We start from the raw sequence: 19,786 nt of genomic DNA on the forward strand, positions 1-19,786 counted from the left end.
CCGTGCTACCTCTTCCTCTTGTTCTTCTGCTTCGGGGCGTGGCGCCGGCCGCGCGCGGAGGCGACGAGAGCGCCCACGAAGAAGGGAGCCGCGCTCAGGGCGATCCCCACGTGCCCTCGGGTGCGGGCGCTCACCGACGGGATCGCGATCAGCGGGATCGCGGCCGGCAGCAGCGCCCAGCCGGCGCGGCTGCGGCTCCAGAGGAGCGAGGTCGCCGCGGCGGCCGCGAGGGCGCTCGTGCAGATGTAGAGGGCGTGGTGCACCCAGTGCGCCCGGCCGGTGTGCAGGCGACCCGTGGCGACGGCGGTCCCCAGTGCGCAGTTCGCGGCGTAGCTCGCCGTGGCGGCCACGAAGAGCGGATGCGGGTCGACCGGTGCCTTCGCCTGCCGCGCCCGCGCGGGGGCTCCACGCCTGGCTCGGCGCTGTCGCTGGTCGTCACGCTCCCGGTGCACGTGCCTCACCCTACGGCGTCTCCGCTTCTTCCCCCTGTGGGTGGACGCGCGCCCCCGGAAGGGTGGCATCGCGCCCACGCGGATGCCAGACTCGGAGTGTGACGAATCCACAGGAACCCACGTCCCGCCGCCCCGAGGAAGGGAACGGCAGTCCGGTGCCGCCGGTCCCGCCGATGCCCGACGGCATCGGGTCCGCGCCCGCGGCGCCGCCGCCGTCACCCGATCTCCCGCCGTACCCGGGCGCCCCTGCGCCCGCATCTGAGCCCTCAGCGGGATCCGAGCCGTCGGCGGAGAGGTCCGCCTCGGAGGGCGCTGAGGATCCGACGCCGGCCGACGTGCCGGTGTCCGAGCCCGTCGCCCCGGAGGACCGTGTCGTGGTCGAGGACGTCGTCACCGAGAGCGACACCGTCGCTCCGGACGAGATCGTGACCGAGGAGGTCACCGCCGCGGAGGAACCGCCGCTCGGCGAGACGGCGGCGGCCGAGGAGGCCGCGACCGCCGAGGGCAGCGCCGCAGAGCCGTCGGCTCCGCCCGCGCCGCCCACCGCGCCGACGACTCCCTTCGTCTCGAGCCCGCCGCCGACGGCGCCGACGACCCCGTTCTCGAGCGGCGCCGGCTCCACGCCTCCCGCACCTCCCGCACCTCCCACGGTGGGCTACGGCTCGTCCGTCCCGGGGTCGGCTCCGACTCCGCCCCCCTCGTCCGCCCCCTCGGCGCCCGTGCCGCCGTCGGGTGGCTTCGGCTCCGCCCCGACGAGCAGCCAGTCCTACGCCTCGACCCCGCCTGGTGGGCAGGGCTACGGCCAGACTCCGCCTGGCGGTCAGGGCTACGGTCAGACCCCGCCCGGCGCGCCGCCGAGCTACGGGCAGCCCGCGAACGTCGGCGGATACGGCGCCCAGCCGCCGTCGCCCTACGGCGCGCCGCCGGTGCCGCCAGGGGGCAGGTTCAACGGCTTCGGGCTCGCCGCCCTGATCGTGGGCATCGTCGGGTTCCTGCTCGCGTTCGTGCCGTTCGCGGGATGGGTGGGCATCTTCTTGGGCGTGGTGGGCCTGATCCTCGGCATCGTCGGCCTGGTCATGAAGAACCTCCGGAAGACGATGGCCCTGATCGGCACCATCGTCTCGGGGGTCGCCATCATCGCGACCATCGTGATGCAGGTGATCTACGTGAACGTGCTCGTCATCGCACCGATCAACGACACGATCGACGACTTCCAGAACTACACGTTCACCCCCGCCCCGCTCCCCACCGACGATGACGACGCCTTCACATCGACACCCGACCCGATCCCGTCCGACGACGTGATCACCGCGAAGTTCGGTCAGCAGGTGGAGTACGACGACGGCGTGACCATGCTGGTGTCCGCGCCGGCGCCGTTCACCCCGTCCGCCTCGACGCTGGGTGCCGATCAGGCGAACAACATCATCGTCACGATCACCATCACGAACGGCAGCAGCACCGGGCTCACCCCGTTCGTGCTGTCGACCGTCACCTCGAAGGGGACCACCGCGTCCCTCATCGCCGATCCGAGCCAGAACCTCAACGTGATCCCGCCGACCGACCCGATCGCGCCCGGCGCCTCGCTCACGTTCCAGGAGGCCTGGTCGGTCGCCGATCCGACCGACATCACGTACGACACCAGCCCGAGCTACTCGTACCAGTCGACGGTGTTCACGTACTGAGCACCGGAGGCTGAGGCCCGGAGACGACGAAGGGGGCGACCGTGATACGGCCGCCCCCTTCGTGCAGAGCAGAACGTGGAGGGGATGACGGGAGGCCCCGCCCGCCACCGGGACGCGCCAGACATGCCTGGCTGGGCGGGCCCCGAACATCTTGGCTACGGCAGGTTTCCTCGTCCAGTCTGTCTCCCGTGCGGCGGAAGAGCGCTCTGCGACGGGGCCGGAATCGCAGATCGATTCATGAAGGAGGTTTCACGTTCGGTCCAGATGCGGGTACGCCCGAGCTCAAGGAGTTTCGAGCGGCCCTCTCTGCTCGCCAGGCGATGGACCCCAAGTCCGGATACATTGAGTCGTGGGTGATCCCGTTTGCAGCCAATCTCTCTCGTAGCTCTGCTTTCCAGGATGATGGAATTCGGATCGTCCAGCCCAGAGCGGGCCACTTGGTGTCTTGCATGGAAGACTGAGGAGAGGAGAAGAAGCCGACGCAAAGCATGCTTATCTTCTGACGTTCCGACACGCGCAGCTGATGGGTGTGCCACATGTTGAGGTTTGCGTATGCGCGTTGGACGCCCCCAACAAGAAATCGACCCTGCTGGGCTACCATTCGAGGATCGAGGGGTTGTTCGTCCACGAGCCTGACCGACTGAGTCCACTCCGCTGCCGCCTGGCCACCGGGCCGAACGTAGGTGGTCCAGGGCAGTTCGTCCGTACCTCGCAGGACCAGGTCCGGCTGATCATTGAGCCACAACACGAACAATCTTCCGTCGCGCGCGTCCAACTTCTCGACCGCGAAGTACAGAGCTTCCAGGGGCTTCAATGAGACGTCTAAGAGCCGAGTAGGAGCGGAGTGATGTTGCAAGATCATGAGCAGTTCGCCCCGGGAGATCTCCTTCAGCAGACCGTGGCCTGCCGCTTCGTCGATGATTGCTGCCTCGACTTCACCGAGGAGTGCCTCCGATAGCGGTGTGCTGCTCTCGTTCGCGATCAGACGATGCAATGAGGATGACAGGCCGTACCCGCCGTCGGCCTGACCCCGGAAGAACAGGCGTCCCTGGGCCGTGGCCCCACGGATTCGAGAGTTGGTGCTCCAGTCGCGCAGATCGAGCCCCTGCTCCTCCGTTAGAGCACTCCAAACTTGATCGGGGGTATCGACTAGCCCCGAAGTGTGTCTGTTCAGCTCGCGAGCTGAGAAAAAGTCGCCAGGAAACTCTGGCCCATAGCGGTTTGGCAGATTCGTCATTGGATCCCCCCAGATCGACGGCTGATCGACGATAGACGAAGCAGTTGCCCCTGTGTACACCCCCACTTTCTGGGTACTTGCGTTTCGCTAGATAGCCCGAGGTGTTCGACTACGGTGACGTCGACTTATGAGACACAGGTTCATCGGCGACCATACGGTGCTTATCGCGGGTTTGCCGACCCGGCGCGGGCATCTTCAACGGTGCATCGTGCAGTGTCGCCGGGCAGGTTCTCGGTAGCCCGCCCTTCGTCCGGCCTCGGACGGAGGATCCACCGCCGAAAGGTCGTTCGGGATTAGAAGTAGTCAGCGGTACTGAGGCCTAAGCAGTCTCCGCCTCCTGCATGGAGGGGATGACGGGAATCGAACCCGCGTAATCAGTTTGGAAGACTGAGGCTCTACCATTGAGCTACATCCCCGCACGGGCATACGCCCGGGCACCAGAACATCGTAGTACACGGCGCGGCATGCCGTAGACTTGCCGAGGCCATTTCGCCGGAGCACGTCCGTTCGTGAACCGGAGCGGGTCACCGGCCCGCTCATCCGGGCGACCGGGGCGTAGCTCAGCTTGGCTAGAGCGCCCGCTTTGGGAGCGGGAGGTCGCAGGTTCGAATCCTGTCGCCCCGACACGTTCACCACCCAGGCCCGTGGGCACCGCAGGCCGCAGGAAGATCCAGGAGACACCAATCGTGAAGAGCACGATCGAGAAGCTGAGCCCGACCCGGGTGAAGATCGCCATCTCGGTGACGCCCGAGGAGCTGAAGCCCAGCATCGACCACGCGTACGAGCACATCGGCGCGCAGATCCAGGTCCCCGGCTTCCGCAAGGGCAAGGTGCCGCCGCCCGTCATCAACCAGCGCGTCGGCAAGGAGGCCGTGCTCGAGCACGCCGTCAACGACGGGATCGACGTCTTCTACCGCCAGGCGGTCTCCGAGAACGAACTGCGTCCGCTCGGCCGCCCCCAGGCCGACATCGTCGAGTGGCCGAAGGCCGCCGACTTCTCGGGCGACCTCGAGCTCGCGATCGAGGTCGACGTGCGTCCCGAGATCGAGCTCCCCGACTACGAGGGTCTCGCCGTCGAGGTCGAGCCGGTCGACGTGTCCGACGACGACGTCGACTCCGAGCTCGAGCGTCTCCGCACCCGCTTCGGCACCCTCGTGACGGTCGACCGTCCGGCCAAGACCGGCGACTTCGCCCAGATCGACCTCGTCGCCACCGTCGACGACGTCGAGGTCGACACCGCGTCGAACATCTCCTACGAGATCGGCTCCGGCGAGCTGCTCGAGGGCATCGACGAGGCCCTCGACACCCTCACCGCCGGTGAGAGCACCACGTTCACCGCGCCCCTGCTGGGCGGCGAGTACGCAGGTCGCGATGCCGAGGTCAGCGTCACGCTGAACGCCGTCAAGGAGCGCGAGCTGCCCGAGGCCGACGACGACTTCGCCCAGATCGCCAGCGAGTTCGACACGCTCGACGAGCTGAAGACCAGCCTCAAGGACCAGGTCGCCAGCCAGAAGGCGTTCGGCCAGGCCTCCGAGGCTCGCACCAAGATCGTCGAGACCCTGCTCGAGCAGGTCGAGGTGCCCGTGCCCCCGGCCCTCATCGAGGACGAGGTGCACCGTCACCTCGAGAGCGAGAACCGCCTCGAGGACGACGAGCACCGCGCCGAGGTCACCGAGTCGAGCGAGAAGACCTTCCGCACGCAGATCCTGCTCGACGCGGTCGTCGACCGCGAGGAGATCAAGGTCAGCCAGGATGAGCTCACCCAGTACCTCGTGCAGTCCTCCGCCCAGTACGGCATGGACCCGAACGAGTTCGTGAAGCTCCTCTCCGAGTCGAACCAGATCCCCGCGATGGTCGCCGAGGTCGCCCGCAACAAGGCGCTCGCGGTCGTCCTCGACAAGGCGAAGGTCACCGACACCAACGGCAAGGCCGTCGACCTGTCGGAGTTCACGCAGCTGGCTCGTGAGACCGGCGGCGAGAACCTCCTCGAGGCCGACGACGACCACGAGGGTCACTCGCACTGACCCGAGTCCGCGCCCCGCGCATCCGGAGGGCCGTCCCGCACACCGCGGGGCGGCCCTCCGTCGTTCCGCCTCTCGCACCACCCGGGCTTTGTCCACCTTTCCGTCGCGTTTCGCCGGTTTCGGGACGGAAACATGGACAAAGCCCGGGGGGCGCTCTGCCGACGGCGAACAGGGGCCCGGGGCGCCGCGCCGCCCAGTAGATTCAGAGCACTGCAAGTGAATGGGAGCGACTACACATGGCCGATCAGGCTTTCCCCGTCAGCGTCTTCGACCGACTGCTCAAGGACCGCATCATCTGGCTCGGCTCCGAGGTGCGCGACGACAACGCCAACGAGATCTGCGCGAAGATCCTGCTGCTCGCAGCCGAGGACCCGAAGCGCGACATCTACCTCTACATCAACTCGCCCGGCGGCTCGATCACGGCCGGCATGGCGATCTACGACACCATGAAGTTCGTGCCGAACGACATCGTCACGGTGGGCATCGGCATGGCCGCCTCGATGGGGCAGTTCCTGCTCACGAGCGGCACCAAGGGCAAGCGCTACATCACCCCGAACGCGCGTGTGCTGCTGCACCAGCCGCACGGTGGCTTCGGCGGCACGGCGTCCGACATCCAGACGCAGGCGCAGCTCATCCTCAGCATGAAGCAGCGCCTCGCCGAGATCACCGCGGCCCAGACGGGCAAGTCCGTCGAGCAGGTCAACGCCGACGGTGACCGCGACCGCTGGTTCAGCGCCCAGGAGGCACTGGAGTACGGCTTCGTCGACCACGTGCGCGAGTTCGCGACCGACGTCGTGGGTGGCGGCGGCACCGACGAGCCCCAGTCCTGACCCGCACCCGAACGACACGAACTCGAGAAGAGAGAACTGCAATGGAGACCCCCACCTTCCGTTCCGCGGGTGACGCAGGCCAGGCTGCGGCTGCCGCCGGCATGATGCCGTCGAGCCGCTACATCCTGCCGAGCTTCGAGGAGCGCACCGCCTACGGCTTCAAGCGCCAGGACCCGTACGCTAAGCTGTTCGAGGACCGCATCATCTTCCTGGGCGTGCAGATCGACGACGCCTCGGCCGACGACATCATGGCGCAGCTGCTGGTGCTCGAGTCGCAGGATCCCGACCGCGACATCGAGATGTACATCAACTCTCCCGGTGGCTCGTTCACCGCGATGACCGCGATCTACGACACGATGCAGTACGTGCGCCCCCACATCCAGACCGTGTGCCTCGGCCAGGCGGCCTCCGCCGCCGCCGTGCTCCTCGCCGCCGGCACCCCCGGCAAGCGACTCGCGCTGCCGAACGCCCGCATCCTCATCCACCAGCCGGCCGTCGGCCAGGCCGGTCAGGGGCAGGCGTCCGACATCGAGATCCAGGCTCGCGAGATCCTGCGGATGCGCACGTGGCTCGAGACCACCCTCTCGACCCACTCGAACCGCACGATCGACCAGGTCAACAAGGACATCGATCGCGACAAGATCCTGTCGGCCGACGAGGCGCTCGACTACGGCCTCATCGACCAGGTGCTCGCGAGCCGGAAGAACGTCCCGGCGCTGGTCGGCTGAGTCCACTCGCGCGAAGAGACGATCGCCATGAAGGGCGCATCCAGGAGTCCGCTCCCGGATGCGCCCTTCGTCGTGAATGCGGGCGTTTCACGCGTGGATGCCCGTGGGCGTCCGAGGTTCGGGTTAGGCTTCATGGAACCGCAAGCGTGAGGAGGCCGTGCGATGGCACGCATTGGTGAGAGCGCCGACCTGCTGAAGTGCTCTTTCTGCGGCAAGAGCCAGAAGCAGGTGCAGCAGCTCATCGCTGGCCCTGGCGTGTACATCTGCGACGAGTGCGTCGAGCTGTGCAACGAGATCATCGAGGAGCGGCTCTCCGAGACGGGCGAGGAGGCGGCGAGCGAGTTCGAGCTGCCGAAGCCCAAGGAGATCTACCAGTTCCTCGAGGAGTACGTGATCGGGCAGGATGCCGCGAAGCGGGCCCTCTCGGTGGCGGTCTACAACCACTACAAGCGCACCCGGGCGCGCAGCGCCATCGTCTCGGCCGAGGCCAAGGCCGACGAGGTCGAGATCGCGAAGAGCAACATCCTCCTCATCGGCCCCACCGGCTGCGGCAAGACCTATCTGGCGCAGACGCTGGCGAAGCGGCTCAACGTGCCGTTCGCCGTCGCCGACGCCACCGCGCTCACCGAGGCGGGCTACGTGGGGGAGGACGTCGAGAACATCCTCCTCAAGCTGATCCAGGCCGCCGACTACGACGTCAAGCGGGCCGAGACCGGCATCATCTACATCGACGAGGTCGACAAGATCGCCCGCAAGGCCGAGAACCCCTCCATCACGCGCGACGTGTCGGGTGAGGGTGTGCAGCAGGCCCTGCTGAAGATCCTCGAGGGCACGGTCGCCAGCGTGCCGCCGCAGGGCGGCCGCAAGCACCCGCATCAGGAGTTCATCCAGATCGACACGACGAACGTGCTGTTCATCGTGGCGGGCGCTTTCGCCGGTCTCGAGGAGATCATCTCTCAGCGTGCCGGCAAGCGCGGCATCGGCTTCAACGCGCCGCTGCAGTCGAAGCGCGACGACATCAACCTCTTCAGCGAGGTGCTCCCGGAAGACCTCCACAAGTTCGGTCTCATCCCCGAGTTCATCGGCCGCCTCCCCGTCGTCACCACGGTGACGCCGCTCGATCAGGAGGCGCTGATGGAGATCCTCACCACTCCGCGCAACGCGCTCGTGCGCCAGTACCAGCGCATGTTCGAGCTCGACGGCGTGCAGCTCGAGTTCGAGCAGGAGGCTCTGGAGGCGATCGCCGACCTCGCCGTGCTCCGGCAGACCGGCGCTCGAGGTCTCCGCGCGATCATGGAGGAGGTGCTCGGTCCCATCATGTTCGAGGTGCCGTCCACCGACGAGGTCGCCACGGTCATCGTCACGAAGGATGCCGTGGTCGCGAACGCGGCGCCCACGATCGTCCCGCGCACGGCGCGCCGCGAAGAGAAGTCGGCCTAGCCTGCTCCAGCCCATCGCGGCCGGGCTCGTCTCGGTCATCACGGGGTTCGCGTCGTCGTTCGTCCTGGTCATCGCGGGGCTCCAGGCCGTCGGCGCGTCGCCCGAACAGGCGTCGAGCGGACTCCTCGCGCTGAGCGTGCTCACCGGAGTGTGCTGCATCGCGCTCGCGCTGCGGTTCCGCATCCCCATCTCGTTCGCCTGGTCGACGCCGGGTGCCGCTTTGCTCGTCGCGGCCTCGGCCACCACGGGCGACTTCCGGGCCGCGGTCGGCGCCTTCCTCATCTGCGGCCTGCTCATCGTGCTGTGCGGACTCTGGCCGGCTCTCGGCCGCGCCATCACGTCCATCCCGCGCTCGCTCGCGGGCGCGATGCTGGCGGGCATCCTGTTCCCGATCTGCGTCGCCCCGATCACGGCCGCCGTCGAGGTGCCCTGGCTCGCCCTCCCGGTCATCGGCGTGTGGCTGCTGCTGTTCCGGCTGGCGCCGCGCTGGGCCGTACCCGCCGCGATGCTCACCGCGGTGATCGCCATCCTGGTCAGCGCCGGCACGGGGTGGCTCGACCAGGCGCACGTGGCGCCGTCGCTGCAGTTCGTGGTGCCGTCCTTCGATCCGCTCGTCATCGTGGGCCTGGGACTGCCGTTGTTCATCGTCACGATGGCGGGGCAGAACGTGCCGGGCTTCGCCGTGATGTCGACGTTCGGCTACTCGGTGCCGCCACGGGCCGCGCTCGTCACCTCCGGTGCCGCCACGGCGGTCGGTTCGTTCTTCGGCGGCCACGCGCTCAACCTCGCCGCGATCACGGCGGCGATCATGGCCGGCCCTGACGCACACCCCGACCGCTCGAAGCGTTGGATCGCCTCGTTCACGGCGGGCATCGCATGGGTGGTCCTCGGGCTCGGCGCCGGCGTCGCCACCGCTCTCATCGGCGCCGCGCCGCCCGTCCTCATCACCGCCGTGGCGGGCCTCGCCCTGCTGGGTGCGCTGGTGACCGCGGTGGGCAACGCGCTCGAGGAGCCGACCCAGCGCATCCCGGCCATCGCGACGTTCCTCGTGACGGCGTCCGGTGTCTCGATCGTCGGCATCGGGTCGGCGTTCTGGGGTCTCGTCGTCGGCGCGGTCATCATGCTCTGGGCTGCCTTCCCCTGGCGGGGGCGCCGCGCGACCGGGGAGCCCGCGAAGCCCTAGTCTGGGGCCATGGCAGCCCACGAGCAGTACACCCATGGCCACCACGAGAGCGTCCTGCGCTCGCACACCTGGCGCACGGCCGAGAACTCGGCCGCGTACCTCCTCCCGCATCTCTCGCCTGGCATGAGCCTCCTCGACGTCGGCGCGGGTCCGGGGACGATCACCGTCGACCTCGCGAGGCGGCTCGCGCCGGGACGGGTCGTGGGCGTCGACGCGGCCGAGGCCATCGTCGACCAGGCGAACTCACTGGCCCGCGACCAGGGCGTCGACACAGTCGAGTTCCTTGTCGGCGACGCCTACCACCTGCCGTTCGACGACGACACGTTCGACGTGGTCCACGCGCACCAGGTGCTGCAGCACCTCGCCGACCCGGTCGACGCGCTGCGCGAGTTCCGTCGGGTCGTGAAGCCAGGCGGGATCGTCGCCGCGCGCGATGTCGACTACGGCGCCACCGTCTTCTCGCCGGAGCTGCCGGGCCTCGTCGCCTGGCTCGACCTGTACCACGAGGTCGCGCGCTCGAACGCGGGTGATCCGGATGCCGGCCGCAGCCTCAAGGCCTGGGCCCTCTCGGCCGGCTTCGACGAGGTGGAGACGACGGCGTCGACGTGGTGCTTCGCCTCGGACGCGGAGCGGGAGTGGTGGGGCGGCTCCTGGGCCGACCGTGTCATCGAGAGCGCCTTCGGTTCGCGCGCGCTCGAGATCGGCGCCGCGACGCGGTTCGAGCTCGAGGCGATCCGCTCCGCCTGGCTGGAGTGGGCCGACACCCCGTCCGGAGTCTTCGCCTTCCCGCACTTCGAGATCATCGCCCGGGGCTGACCCGGCGGTGTGGTGCGGGTTGCGCCCGCTGAGAGCGTCGGCGGCCCTCCCGGGGCCTCGAGCGCACGCTCAGCGGGCGCAACCCGCATGCGGTCTCGACGGACGCTACTCGCCCGGGGTGATCACGGCCTCGTCGGCGGCGGGGTCGTACTCGATGACCGTGTCGTCGTCGAGCTCGACGACGGGACGGCCCTCCAGCCAGGTGAGCGTCCACTTCCAGTCGGCGACGTCGACGCCCTCCTCCGAGAGCTGCGCCTCGACCTCGAGCACGGCGTCGGTCACGGCCTGCGGCAGCGACGAGGGCGCCTCGTCGCCGACCGACCAGCGGGTACCGAGCTGGATCACGCGAGCTCCTTGTCGTAGGTGACCCACGTCGTCTTCTGGGCGACCTGGTCGTAGAGGCCCTGCGCGGTCTCGTTGTCGTCGGCGGTGATCCAGCGCACGATGCTCGCGTGGCGGCCCTTGCCGATCTCGGCGACCGCCTCGATCAGCTGCTTCCCGATGCCCTGGCCGCGCTGCGCGGGAGAGACGAAGAGGTCGTCGAGGTACACGCCCTTCGACCCGGCGAGCGGGCGCAGGAACGTGCGGTGGTGCGCGAACCCGACGAGCGCGCCCTCATCGTCGACGGCCACGAGGGCGTCGAGCTCGGCGGCCGGGTCGATGATCCAGCTCCACACCAGCACAGCGGACTCATCGGAGAGCGGGGTCTCGTAGAAGTCGGCGTAGTCGGCGAACAGGGCGTACCAGGCGAAGAACTCGCTCTGTTCGACCGGCCTGATCGTGATGGGCATCGTCGCCTCCGTGGGGGTGATCGCTGTGGGTGAGCTCATGTGGCGCGTCGGGCTCATTGAGCGGGTGCGAGAACTATATCGCCGACCGAGAGTTCCTCACCGGCACGGTACTCGAGCGTCGCGATCCGGCCCACCGAGGTGAGGTCGGCCTCGACGAGCCGGAGTGCGGCGAGGTCGGACTCGGGCCCGGTGATGACGGCGCTCAGCACAGGCGCCTTCTGCGAGACCTTCGCCGCGGTCTTGGCGCCGCGGATGCCGGTGAGCGCACGGCCCGCCAGCTCCAGGAGCCCGGCGTGGGTGCCGGAGGCGTCGTCGGACGGCGTCGGCCAGGAGGCGGTGTGCACCGATCCGTCGTGCGTCCAGGACCACACCTCCTCTGTCGCGAACGGCAGCACCGGCGCGAAGAGCCGCAGCAGCACGTCGATGGCCTCGCGGAGGGCGAGCACGGCCGACGCCTTGCCCTCGGGCGCCGACGCGTCGGAGTAGGCGCGCTCCTTCACGAGCTCGAGGTAGTCGTCGCAGAAGGTCCAGAAGAAGGTCTCGACGGTCTCGAGGGCACGAGCGTGGTCGTACGACTCCAGCGCGTCGGTCGCGACGCGCACGACTCGATCCAGCTCGGCGAGCATCGACAGGTCGAGCGGCTCCGTGACGCGATCGAAGCCCTCGGGTGCCTCGAAGCCGTAGACGAACTTGGCCGCGTTGAGGATCTTGATGGCGAGACGGCGGCCGATCTTGATCTGCGTCGGATTGCGCTCGTCGAACGCCGCGTCGGTGCCCAGGCGAGAGGATGCGGACCAGTAGCGCACCGCATCCGAACCGTGAGCCGCGAGGATGTCGGCGGGCGTCACGACGTTGCCCTTCGACTTCGACATCTTCTTGCGGTCGGGGTCGACGATGAAGCCGGAGATGGCGGCGTTCGTCCAGGGCTTGCCGCCCTCCTCGAGCGCGGCCCGCAGCACGGTGGAGAACAGCCAGGTGCGGATGATGTCCTGACCCTGGGGCCGCAGGTCGAACGGGAACACCGCCGCGAACAGCTCCGGGTCGCGCTCCCAGCCGCCCGCGAGCTGCGGGGTGAGGGAGGAGGTGGCCCACGTGTCCATCACGTCGACCTCGCCCTGGAAGCCGCCGGGCACGCCGCGCTGCGACTCGTCGTAGCCGGGAGCCGGATCGCTCGAGGGATCGACCGGCAGGATCTCCTCGGGCGCGATGATCGGCTCGTCGAACACCGGGTTGCCGTCGGGGTCGAGCGGGTACCAGACGGGCAGTGGCACGCCGAAGAAGCGCTGACGCGAGACCAGCCAGTCGCCGGTGAGCCCGCCCACCCAGTTCTCGTAGCGCACGCGCATGAAGTCGGGGTGCCAGTCGAGCTCGCGGCCCAGTTCGACGAGCTTCGCGCGGAGCCCCTCGTCGCGGGCGCCGTTCGTGATGTACCACTGGCGGGTCGACACGATCTCGAGCGGACGGTCGCCCTTCTCGAAGAACTTCACCGGGTGCGTGATCGGCTTCGGGTCGCCGATGAGCTCACCCGACTCGCGCAGCAGCTCGACGATCGCCTGCTTCGCCGAGAACACCGTCTTGCCGGCCAGCTGCGCGTAGGCCTCGCGGCCGGTCTCGGTGTCGATCGCCGCGGGCGGCTCGCTCACGATGCGTCCGTCGAAGCCGATGATCGCCCGGTTGGGCAGGTCGAGGTCGCGCCACCACGTCACGTCGGTGATGTCGCCGAAGGTGCAGATCATGGCGATGCCCGAGCCCTTGTCGGCCTGGGCGAGGTGGTGGGCCACCACCGGGACCTCCACGCCGAACACCGGCGTGGTCACGGTGGTGCCGAAGAGCGGCTGGTAGCGCTCGTCGTCGGGATGCGCGACCACGGCCACACAAGCAGGCAGCAGCTCGGGGCGTGTGGTCTCGATGTACAGCGGCTCGCCGTCGGCGCGGTGGAACTCGAGGCGGTGGTAGGCGCCCGGCTGCTCCTTGTCCTCCAGCTCGGCCTGGGCCACCGCGGTGCGGAACGTCACGTCCCAGAGCGTGGGCGCCATCGCCTGGTACGCCTCGCCGCGGGCGACGTTGCGCACGAATGCGAGCTGGCTGGTGCGGAGCGAGTCGTCGCCGATGGTGCGGTAGGTCTGCGACCAGTCGACCGAGAGGCCGAGCTCGCGGAAGAGTGCCTCGAACTGCTTCTCGTCCTCGACGGTGAGGCGCTCGCAGAGCTCGATGAAGTTGCGACGGGAGATCGGCTTCTGGTCGGCCGCCTTCGAGCTCTTGTTGTCGCCGCCCTCGAACGGCGGCACGAAGTCGGGCTCGTAGGGCAGTGACGGGTCGCAGCGCACTCCGTAGTAGTTCTGCACGCGGCGCTCGGTGGGGAGGCCGTTGTCGTCCCAGCCCATCGGGTAGAAGACGCGCTTGCCGCGCATCCGCTGGAAGCGGGCGACGATGTCGGTGTGCGTGAACGAGAACACGTGCCCGATGTGCAGCGACCCGGATGCGGTGGGCGGGGGAGTGTCGATCGAGTACACGCAGTCGCGGGTGGCGCCCTCACGGTCGAACAGGTAGGTGCCCTGCGACGACCAGGCCTCGTCCCACTTGGACTCCAGCCCCTCGAGTGCGGGCTTCTCGGGCACGGTGGCGGGCATGGGTCCTCCTGCGATGTAGACGGCACCGCGTCGGTTGGTGCCTCACTGTGTGATCGCTCAAGGATACCGTGTGGATTCGTCAGCTCACCAGCAGGCGCCTGGCCAGCTCGCGTACGGCCTCAGCCTCCACTCCGTCGAGGAGAGGCGCGATGAAGGGCTCGGTCTCGCCGGTGAGATCGTGGAGCACGCTTTCGAGGTCGCCCGACGCGAGTGCGGAGCTGGCTCTCACCGATCCATCCCGGCCACGGAAGAGGGTGATGCTGTGCATACGTCGGCCGAACGGTCCGATGACGATGAAGTCGGAGGCGGACGACAGCGTCGCCTCACCCAGGAGGACGATGCGACCGTCGAGCCGGACGTCGCCGTCTCGTCGGCGAGAGTGGCCTCTTCCGCGAGAACCGCCTCATCGCGGAGCCAGCTCCGGCCGGAGAGCGAGACGCCGCCCCCGACGCTCACCCATCCGCCCGGCTGACCGCTCCTGACGCCGTGGAACGGCAGGTCGACCGCGGCTCTGACCCGCCGGAGTTCCCCGAACTCGGTGTGGAACGCCGTCTCGTCGGTGACGAGAACATGAGCATCGATCATGTCGACAGGGTACTGCCCCGCGAGGGCCAGGTGGTGTTCGGACCTCGCGGGGCAGAGCAGGGTGGGGTCGCCCGCAGCTGCCACTGCGGGCGACCCGGCTCGCACGGGTGCCTCTCCCGTGCGAGAGCGTGGCTACCGCAGGCTCGCCTTCAGACTGCTGAGCTCGCGGCGGAGGCGGGCGGGGATGCGGTCGCCTCCGATCTCGTCGAAGTACGACTCGATCTCGGCCGCCTCCCGCGACCACGCCGAGCGGTCGACCGAGAGCAGCGACTGGAGGTCCTCGTAGCGGACGTCGAGGCCGTCGACGTCGATGTCGCGCACGAGCGGCAGGCGGCCGATCGGAGCCTCGACCACGTCGACCGCGCCCTCGAGCCGGCGGACGATCCACTCGATGACGCGCGAGTTCTCGCCGAACCCGGGCCAGAGGAAGCGTCCGTCGTCGCCGCGGCGGAACCAGTTCACCTGGAAGATCGCCGGCGCGTTCTCGCCGAGCTCCTCGCCGACCTCGAGCCAGTGCGCGAAGTAGTCGGCGATGTCGTAGCCGCAGAACGGCAGCATCGCGAACGGGTCGTGGCGGAGGCGCCCGACGGCGCCCTCCTGCGCGGCGGTGGTCTCGGAGGCCATCGTCGCCCCCATGAACACGCCGTGGCCCCAGTCGCGGGCCTGCGTCACGAGCGGCACCGTCGACGGCCGGCGGCCGCCGAAGAGGATCGCGTCGATGACGACGCCGTCGGGGGAGTCCCAATCGGACGCGATGGTCGGGCACTGATCGGCCGCGACGGTGAAGCGCGAGTTCGGATGCGCGGCGGGCGTCTTCGACTGGGGCGTCCAGTCCTCTCCGCGCCAGTCGGTGAGGTGCGCGGGCGGGGTGGGGGTGAGCCCCTCTCCACCAGACGTCGCCGTCGTCGCGGAGGGCCACGTTCGTGAAGATCGTGTTGCCCCACATGGTGTCGACCGCGGCGGGGTTCGTGGCGATGCCGGTGCCGGGGGCGACGCCGAAGAAGCCGCGCTCGGGGTTGATCGCGCGCAGACGGCCGTCGGGCCCGGGCCGCATCCACGCGATGTCGTCGCCGATGGTCTCGACCCGCCACCCGGGGATGGTGGGCATGAGCATCGCGAGGTTGGTCTTGCCGCACGCGGACGGGAAGGCGGCGGCGAGGTGGTACGAGCGACCCTCGGGGCTCGTCACCTTGATGATGAGCATGTGCTCGGCGAGCCAGCCCTCGTCGCGGGCCATGACCGACGCGATGCGCAGGGCGAAGCACTTCTTGCCGAGCAGGGCGTTGCCGCCGTAGCCCGAGCCGTACGACCAGATCTCCCGGGTCTCGGGGAAGTGGGAGATGTACTTCACCGGGTTGTTCGGCCACGGGACGTCGTCGCGACGGGTGCCGTCGGCGTCGACGAGCGGGTACCCCACGGAGTGGAGGGCAGGCACCCACTCGGTGTCGGGGCCGATCAGGTCGAGCGCCTCGGTCCCCATCCGGGTCATCAGCTGCATGCTGACGACGACGTAGGGCGAGTCGGTGATCTGCACGCCGAGCTGCGAGATGGCGCCGCCGAGCGGACCCATCGAGAAGGGCACGACGTACATCGTGCGCCCGCGCATGCTGCCGGCGAAGAGGGTGGTCAGCTCCTCGCGCATGGCGAACGGATCGCGCCAGTTGTTGGTGGGGCCCGCATCCGCGCGGTTCTCGGAGCAGATGAAGGTGCGGTCCTCGACCCTGGCGACGTCGTCGGGGTCGCTGCGGGCGAGGAAGCTGTGGGGGCGCCACTCGGGGTTGAGGCGGATGAGGGTGCCGTTCGACACCATCTCCTTGGTCAGGTCGTCCCACTCGCGTGCGGAGCCGTCGCACCACACGATGCGGTCGGGCTTCGTGAGGGCGGCGACGTCGGCGACCCAGTCGTTGACGGCGGCGTTGCGGCTGGGGCCGTCGTCGAGGGCGGTGGGGGCGGTCTCCAGGATGCTCATGGTGTAGATCCTTCGAAAGTGTGAGGTGTGTCTTCCACTATTCGCGTTCTCAGCGCTATCTTCGGAGGAAAGTCGTGTAAAGAACGGCAGATCTTTACAAAGGAGCAAGATGGCGTACGGCACCGACCTCATCACGCTGGGGCGACGAATCCGGCACCACCGTCGTGAGCGCGGGCTGACGCTCGACCAGCTCGGCGCCAAGGTGGGTGTCGTCGGCAGCCAGCTGTCGCTGATCGAGAACGGTCGGCGTGAGCCGAAGCTCTCGCTGCTGCAGGCCCTGTCGGCCGAGCTCGACGTCCCGATGCCCGACCTGCTGCGCGACGAGGCGCCCGACGAGCGCACCGCGCTCGAGATCGAGCTGGCGAAGGCGCAGGCGGGCCCGCTGTACTCCACGCTCGGCCTCCCGATCGTGCCGCCGAGCCGCTCGCTGCCGATGGAGACCCTGCAGTCGCTCGTGGGCCTCCACCGGGAGCTCGATCGGCGGGCTCGGCAGTCGATCGCGACACCCGAGGAGGCCCGCCGCGCCAACACAGAGAACAAGGCGGGCATGCGCGAGCGGGCGAACTACCTGCCCGACCTCGAGCAGGCGGCGCAGGATGCCCTCGCCAGCGTGGGCCACACCACCGGCGCGCTCACGCATCGCAGCGTGTCGCTGCTGGCGGAGCGGCTCGGCTTCACGCTCGTCTACGTCGACGACCTCCCGCACTCGGCGCGATCGGTCACCGATCTGCACAACGGCCGCATCTACCTCCCGCCGGCGTCGATCCCCGGCGGCCACGGTCTGCGGTCGATGGCGCTGCAGGCGATGGCCCACCGCATCCTGGACCACACGCCGCCCGAGAACTACGCCGACTTCCTCCGGCAGCGGCTCGAGATCAACTACTTCGCCGCGGCCTGTCTGATGCCGCTCGAACAGTCGGTGCGCTTCCTGCAGGCGGCGAAGCAGCGCAAGGACCTCTCGGTGGAGGACTTCCGCGACGCGTTCGGCGTCACGCACGAGGCGGCCGCGCTGCGCATGACGAACCTCGCCACCAGCCACCTCGACATGCGGGTGCACTTCCTGCGGGTGGGGGAGGACGGCGCCGTCTACAAGGCGTACGAGAACGACGGACTCCCGCTGCCCACCGATGTGACCGGGGCGGTGGAGGGGCAGCCGGTGTGCGACAAGTGGGCGGCCCGTGGTGCGCTGGCCCGCACCAACCGCACGACGGAGTTCTACCAGTACACCGACACCCCGGCCGGCACCTTCTGGTGCGCCACCCAGACCGGGTCGATGAGCGATCAGGGCGAGTTCTCGATCACCTTCGGAGTGCCGTTCGCGGAGGCCAAGTGGTTCCGCGGGCGCGACACCCAGCAGCGCCGGGTGTCGACCTGTCCCGATGAGTCATGCTGTCGGCGCCCGAGCTCCGAGCTGGCCGAGCGCTGGTCGACGGCGGCCTGGCCGAGCGCGAAGCTGCACGCGCACATCCTGTCGCCGCTGCCGTCGGGGAAGTTCCCCGGTGTCGCCGAGAACGAGGTGTACCAGTTCCTCGAGCGCCACGCCGGCACGTTGAGCTGAGCGTCAGGGCGTCTCGATGAGGCCTGCGCGGCCGAGCTGCTCGGCCAGGCCCGCGCCATCCGGGGCCGAGACCCAGGGGATCTCCGCCGGCCCGGTGTCGGGCGTGTTCGCTCGACCACCCGCGAGCACGGCCTCCGCGGGGGAGAGGCGCCGGATGGCCACGGCCGCGACGTTCTCCGGGTGCTCGCGGGCGAAGCCGGCGTAGATCTCCTCGTCGTGCTGGCCGTCGTCGCCGATGAGCAGCCAGCGGACGTCGGGGAACTCGCCGGCCAGGCGGCGGAGGTTCTGCTCCTTGTGCTCGCGTCCGTTGCGGAAGAAGCGGTCGTGGGTCGGGCCCCAGTCGGTGAGCAGCAGGGGGCCCTGCGGGTAGAGGTTGCGGCCGAGGAAGCGGTTGAGCGTCGGCGCGACGTTCCACGCCCCGGTCGAGAGGTAGATCACGGGCGCCCCGGGGTGCTGCTGCGCGAAGTGGTCGAGGAAGACCGCCATGCCGGGCGTGGGCGTGCGGGCGTGGACGTCGAGCACGAACGTGTTCCAGAACGCCAGGAACGGGCGCGGGAGCGCGGTGACCATGACCGTGTCGTCGATGTCGCAGACGACTCCGAAACGCGCATCCGGCGGGACGACGTACACGGGCGCGTCGACGGTCTCCGAGTGCTCGGTCCGCAGGGTGATGGTGTGCCAGCCCGGTTCGAGCTCGACGTCGACACCGGCGTCGACCACTCCGCCGCGGTCGGCCTTGACGACGTGCTCGGTGCCGCCCGCGGTGACCACCACGTCGACGTCGCCGACGGGCACGCTCGTGAAGCTGCGCCAGCCGCGCACCCGCTCCTCGCGGCGGAGCATGAGCCGGGCGTCCCTCGATCCGGGCCGTGGCGTCTTCGTCAGCAGCACGCGACCCAGCACGCGGATGCGCGTGGTGGTGCCGTAGCCGGTGTACGGGATGACGGTCGGAAGGTGCCCGCGACGGCGCGCCAGGCGCTCTCTCACGTCGTGCACGAAGTCGTCGAGCCGAGCCCACCCCTGCAACGGGGTCGAGGTCGCCGGGATGCCCACGAGACCACTCTGCCATGATCGGCAGGGGATGTTCTCGATGAGGATTCGTCGTGAGGTGTATTCCAGCGCATCGACGCTCGCTAGAATCGGTGAGGGGTCACGGGAAGGAATGGGCTACGTGTCTTTCAACGAGCTGATCGAGGGCGCTCTCACGATCTCGGAGCGAGTGCGCAACGAGCCCGTCCAGGCGCGGAGCAGTGAACGCATCTCGGCGCTGCTCGACGCGGCGTCCGCCGTCGTCTCGGAGGTCGGCATCGAGCGGCTCACCACCGCGATGGTCGCGGATCGCGCCGGCGCCTCGATCGGGACCGTCTACCGGTACTTCCCCGATCGCATCGCCGTGCTCGCCGCGATGAGCCTGCGCGGCTACGAGCGATTCGTCCGTCTGGCGGTCGACAACCTCGAGCAGTCGTCGCCCGAGACCTGGGAGGACGCGGTCGACCGCGTGATCGACGCCTCCGTGCACCTGCACCGCACCGAGCCGGGATACACCTCCCTCCGCCTCAGCGACCAGGTGGCGCTGCCGGACGTCGACGGCGTCTCGATGATCGCCGCCCGCTTCGCCGCCCCGTTCGCGAAGGTGCTCGTGTCGGAGTACTCGCTCACCGACGACGGGTCGCTCGCCGACCGCCTCGACACCGCGCTCACCGCGGTCGACGCGCTGCTGGTCCGCGCGTTCCTGCGCGACCGCAAGGGCGACGAGCGCGCGATCGAGACGGCGCGTCGGATCGCCCGCAGCGTGCTCGCCGCCGAGGACTCCCCGCTCGTCGCCTGACACGGCACCGTCGACGGCCGCCTGCTCACCTGA

The 19,786-nt window shown here is 69.2% G+C and carries 17 protein-coding genes, 2 tRNA genes and 1 pseudogene; 10 read left to right on the forward strand and 10 right to left on the reverse strand.

What is annotated here, in order from left to right; genetic code table 11:
- Positions 1-5 precede the first annotated feature (5 nt).
- On the reverse strand, positions 6-452 hold the full coding sequence (locus ACFJGV_RS18720) for a hypothetical protein (protein ID WP_378145739.1): 447 nt from the start codon (positions 450-452) through the stop codon (positions 6-8).
- Between the two features lie 98 nt (positions 453-550).
- Here ACFJGV_RS18720 and ACFJGV_RS18725 point away from each other — a divergent pair, with 98 nt between their 5' ends.
- Complete coding sequence (locus ACFJGV_RS18725) at positions 551-2,134, forward strand: DUF4190 domain-containing protein (protein WP_378145740.1); 1,584 nt, start codon at positions 551-553, stop codon at positions 2,132-2,134.
- Between the two features lie 235 nt (positions 2,135-2,369).
- Here the strand turns inward: ACFJGV_RS18725 and ACFJGV_RS18730 are convergent, their stop codons facing one another.
- On the reverse strand, positions 2,370-3,371 hold the full coding sequence (locus tag ACFJGV_RS18730; RefSeq protein ID WP_378145741.1) for an FRG domain-containing protein: 1,002 nt from the start codon (positions 3,369-3,371) through the stop codon (positions 2,370-2,372).
- Positions 3,372-3,713: 342 nt separating this feature from the next.
- Positions 3,714-3,787 (reverse strand) — tRNA-Gly (locus tag ACFJGV_RS18735).
- A gap of 133 nt (positions 3,788-3,920) precedes the next feature.
- On the opposite strand from ACFJGV_RS18735, the gene ACFJGV_RS18740 reads away from it, so the two are divergent.
- The 7 genes from ACFJGV_RS18740 to ACFJGV_RS18770 all read left to right on the forward strand — a co-directional run bounded on the left by ACFJGV_RS18740 (position 3,921) and on the right by ACFJGV_RS18770 (position 10,392).
- A tRNA-Pro gene (locus ACFJGV_RS18740) sits at positions 3,921-3,995 on the forward strand.
- A 62-nt stretch (positions 3,996-4,057) separates the two neighbouring features.
- On the forward strand, positions 4,058-5,395 hold the full coding sequence (gene tig / locus ACFJGV_RS18745; RefSeq protein WP_378145742.1) for a trigger factor: 1,338 nt from the start codon (positions 4,058-4,060) through the stop codon (positions 5,393-5,395).
- Between the two features lie 236 nt (positions 5,396-5,631).
- Positions 5,632-6,225, forward strand: coding sequence for an ATP-dependent Clp protease proteolytic subunit (locus ACFJGV_RS18750; protein WP_085019047.1), 594 nt, complete (start codon positions 5,632-5,634; stop codon positions 6,223-6,225).
- Between the two features lie 41 nt (positions 6,226-6,266).
- The gene (locus ACFJGV_RS18755; RefSeq protein WP_378145744.1) at positions 6,267-6,953 is read left to right on the forward strand and encodes an ATP-dependent Clp protease proteolytic subunit; all 687 of its coding nucleotides are present in this window, start codon (positions 6,267-6,269) and stop codon (positions 6,951-6,953) included.
- Positions 6,954-7,115: 162 nt separating this feature from the next.
- On the forward strand, positions 7,116-8,393 hold the full coding sequence (gene clpX, locus ACFJGV_RS18760; RefSeq protein WP_378145745.1) for an ATP-dependent Clp protease ATP-binding subunit ClpX: 1,278 nt from the start codon (positions 7,116-7,118) through the stop codon (positions 8,391-8,393).
- The gene (locus ACFJGV_RS18765) at positions 8,323-9,576 is read left to right on the forward strand and encodes a benzoate/H(+) symporter BenE family transporter (RefSeq protein ID WP_378145747.1); all 1,254 of its coding nucleotides are present in this window, start codon (positions 8,323-8,325) and stop codon (positions 9,574-9,576) included. Before clpX ends, ACFJGV_RS18765 begins: the two co-directional genes overlap by 71 nt.
- Positions 9,577-9,585: 9 nt before the next feature.
- Positions 9,586-10,392, forward strand: coding sequence for a class I SAM-dependent methyltransferase (locus ACFJGV_RS18770; RefSeq protein ID WP_378145749.1), 807 nt, complete (start codon positions 9,586-9,588; stop codon positions 10,390-10,392).
- A 105-nt stretch (positions 10,393-10,497) separates the two neighbouring features.
- Here the strand turns inward: ACFJGV_RS18770 and ACFJGV_RS18775 are convergent, their stop codons facing one another.
- The 6 genes and pseudogenes from ACFJGV_RS18775 to ACFJGV_RS18800 all read right to left on the reverse strand — a co-directional run bounded on the left by ACFJGV_RS18775 (position 10,498) and on the right by ACFJGV_RS18800 (position 16,367).
- Positions 10,498-10,737, reverse strand: a complete 240-nt coding sequence (locus tag ACFJGV_RS18775; RefSeq protein WP_378145750.1) for a hypothetical protein — start codon at positions 10,735-10,737, stop codon at positions 10,498-10,500.
- Positions 10,734-11,222: a GNAT family N-acetyltransferase gene (locus ACFJGV_RS18780; RefSeq protein WP_378145751.1), complete on the reverse strand. Its 489-nt coding sequence runs from the start codon at positions 11,220-11,222 to the stop codon at positions 10,734-10,736. Before ACFJGV_RS18780 ends, ACFJGV_RS18775 begins: the two co-directional genes overlap by 4 nt.
- Before the next feature lie 14 nt (positions 11,223-11,236).
- Positions 11,237-13,813, reverse strand: coding sequence for a valine--tRNA ligase (gene valS / locus ACFJGV_RS18785; RefSeq protein ID WP_378145753.1), 2,577 nt, complete (start codon positions 13,811-13,813; stop codon positions 11,237-11,239).
- Positions 13,814-13,892: 79 nt separating this feature from the next.
- Complete coding sequence (locus tag ACFJGV_RS18790) at positions 13,893-14,042, reverse strand: hypothetical protein (RefSeq protein WP_378145755.1); 150 nt, start codon at positions 14,040-14,042, stop codon at positions 13,893-13,895.
- A complete protein-coding gene (locus ACFJGV_RS18795; RefSeq protein ID WP_378145757.1) occupies positions 14,039-14,398 on the reverse strand; it encodes a hypothetical protein in 360 nt (119 codons plus the stop codon). The genes ACFJGV_RS18790 and ACFJGV_RS18795 overlap by 4 nt, the downstream gene beginning before the upstream one ends.
- 132 nt (positions 14,399-14,530) lie before the next feature.
- Positions 14,531-16,367 (reverse strand): annotated as a pseudogene (locus ACFJGV_RS18800) (phosphoenolpyruvate carboxykinase (GTP)).
- Between the two features lie 109 nt (positions 16,368-16,476).
- Here ACFJGV_RS18800 and ACFJGV_RS18805 point away from each other — a divergent pair.
- Complete coding sequence (locus ACFJGV_RS18805) at positions 16,477-17,925, forward strand: helix-turn-helix domain-containing protein (protein WP_378145758.1); 1,449 nt, start codon at positions 16,477-16,479, stop codon at positions 17,923-17,925.
- 3 nt (positions 17,926-17,928) lie between these two features.
- On the opposite strand, the gene ACFJGV_RS18810 is transcribed toward ACFJGV_RS18805, so the two are convergent.
- Entirely contained in the window at positions 17,929-18,978 is a 1,050-nt protein-coding gene (locus ACFJGV_RS18810) for an App1 family protein (RefSeq protein WP_378145760.1), read from the reverse strand.
- A gap of 118 nt (positions 18,979-19,096) precedes the next feature.
- Between ACFJGV_RS18810 and ACFJGV_RS18815 the strand changes: the two genes are divergently transcribed.
- Positions 19,097-19,753, forward strand: coding sequence for a TetR/AcrR family transcriptional regulator (locus ACFJGV_RS18815; protein ID WP_378145761.1), 657 nt, complete (start codon positions 19,097-19,099; stop codon positions 19,751-19,753).
- Positions 19,754-19,786 lie beyond the last annotated feature (33 nt).

It is taken from the genome of Cnuibacter sp. UC19_7 (assembly GCF_042699995.1).
Classification (GTDB): Bacteria; Actinomycetota; Actinomycetes; order Actinomycetales; family Microbacteriaceae; genus Cnuibacter.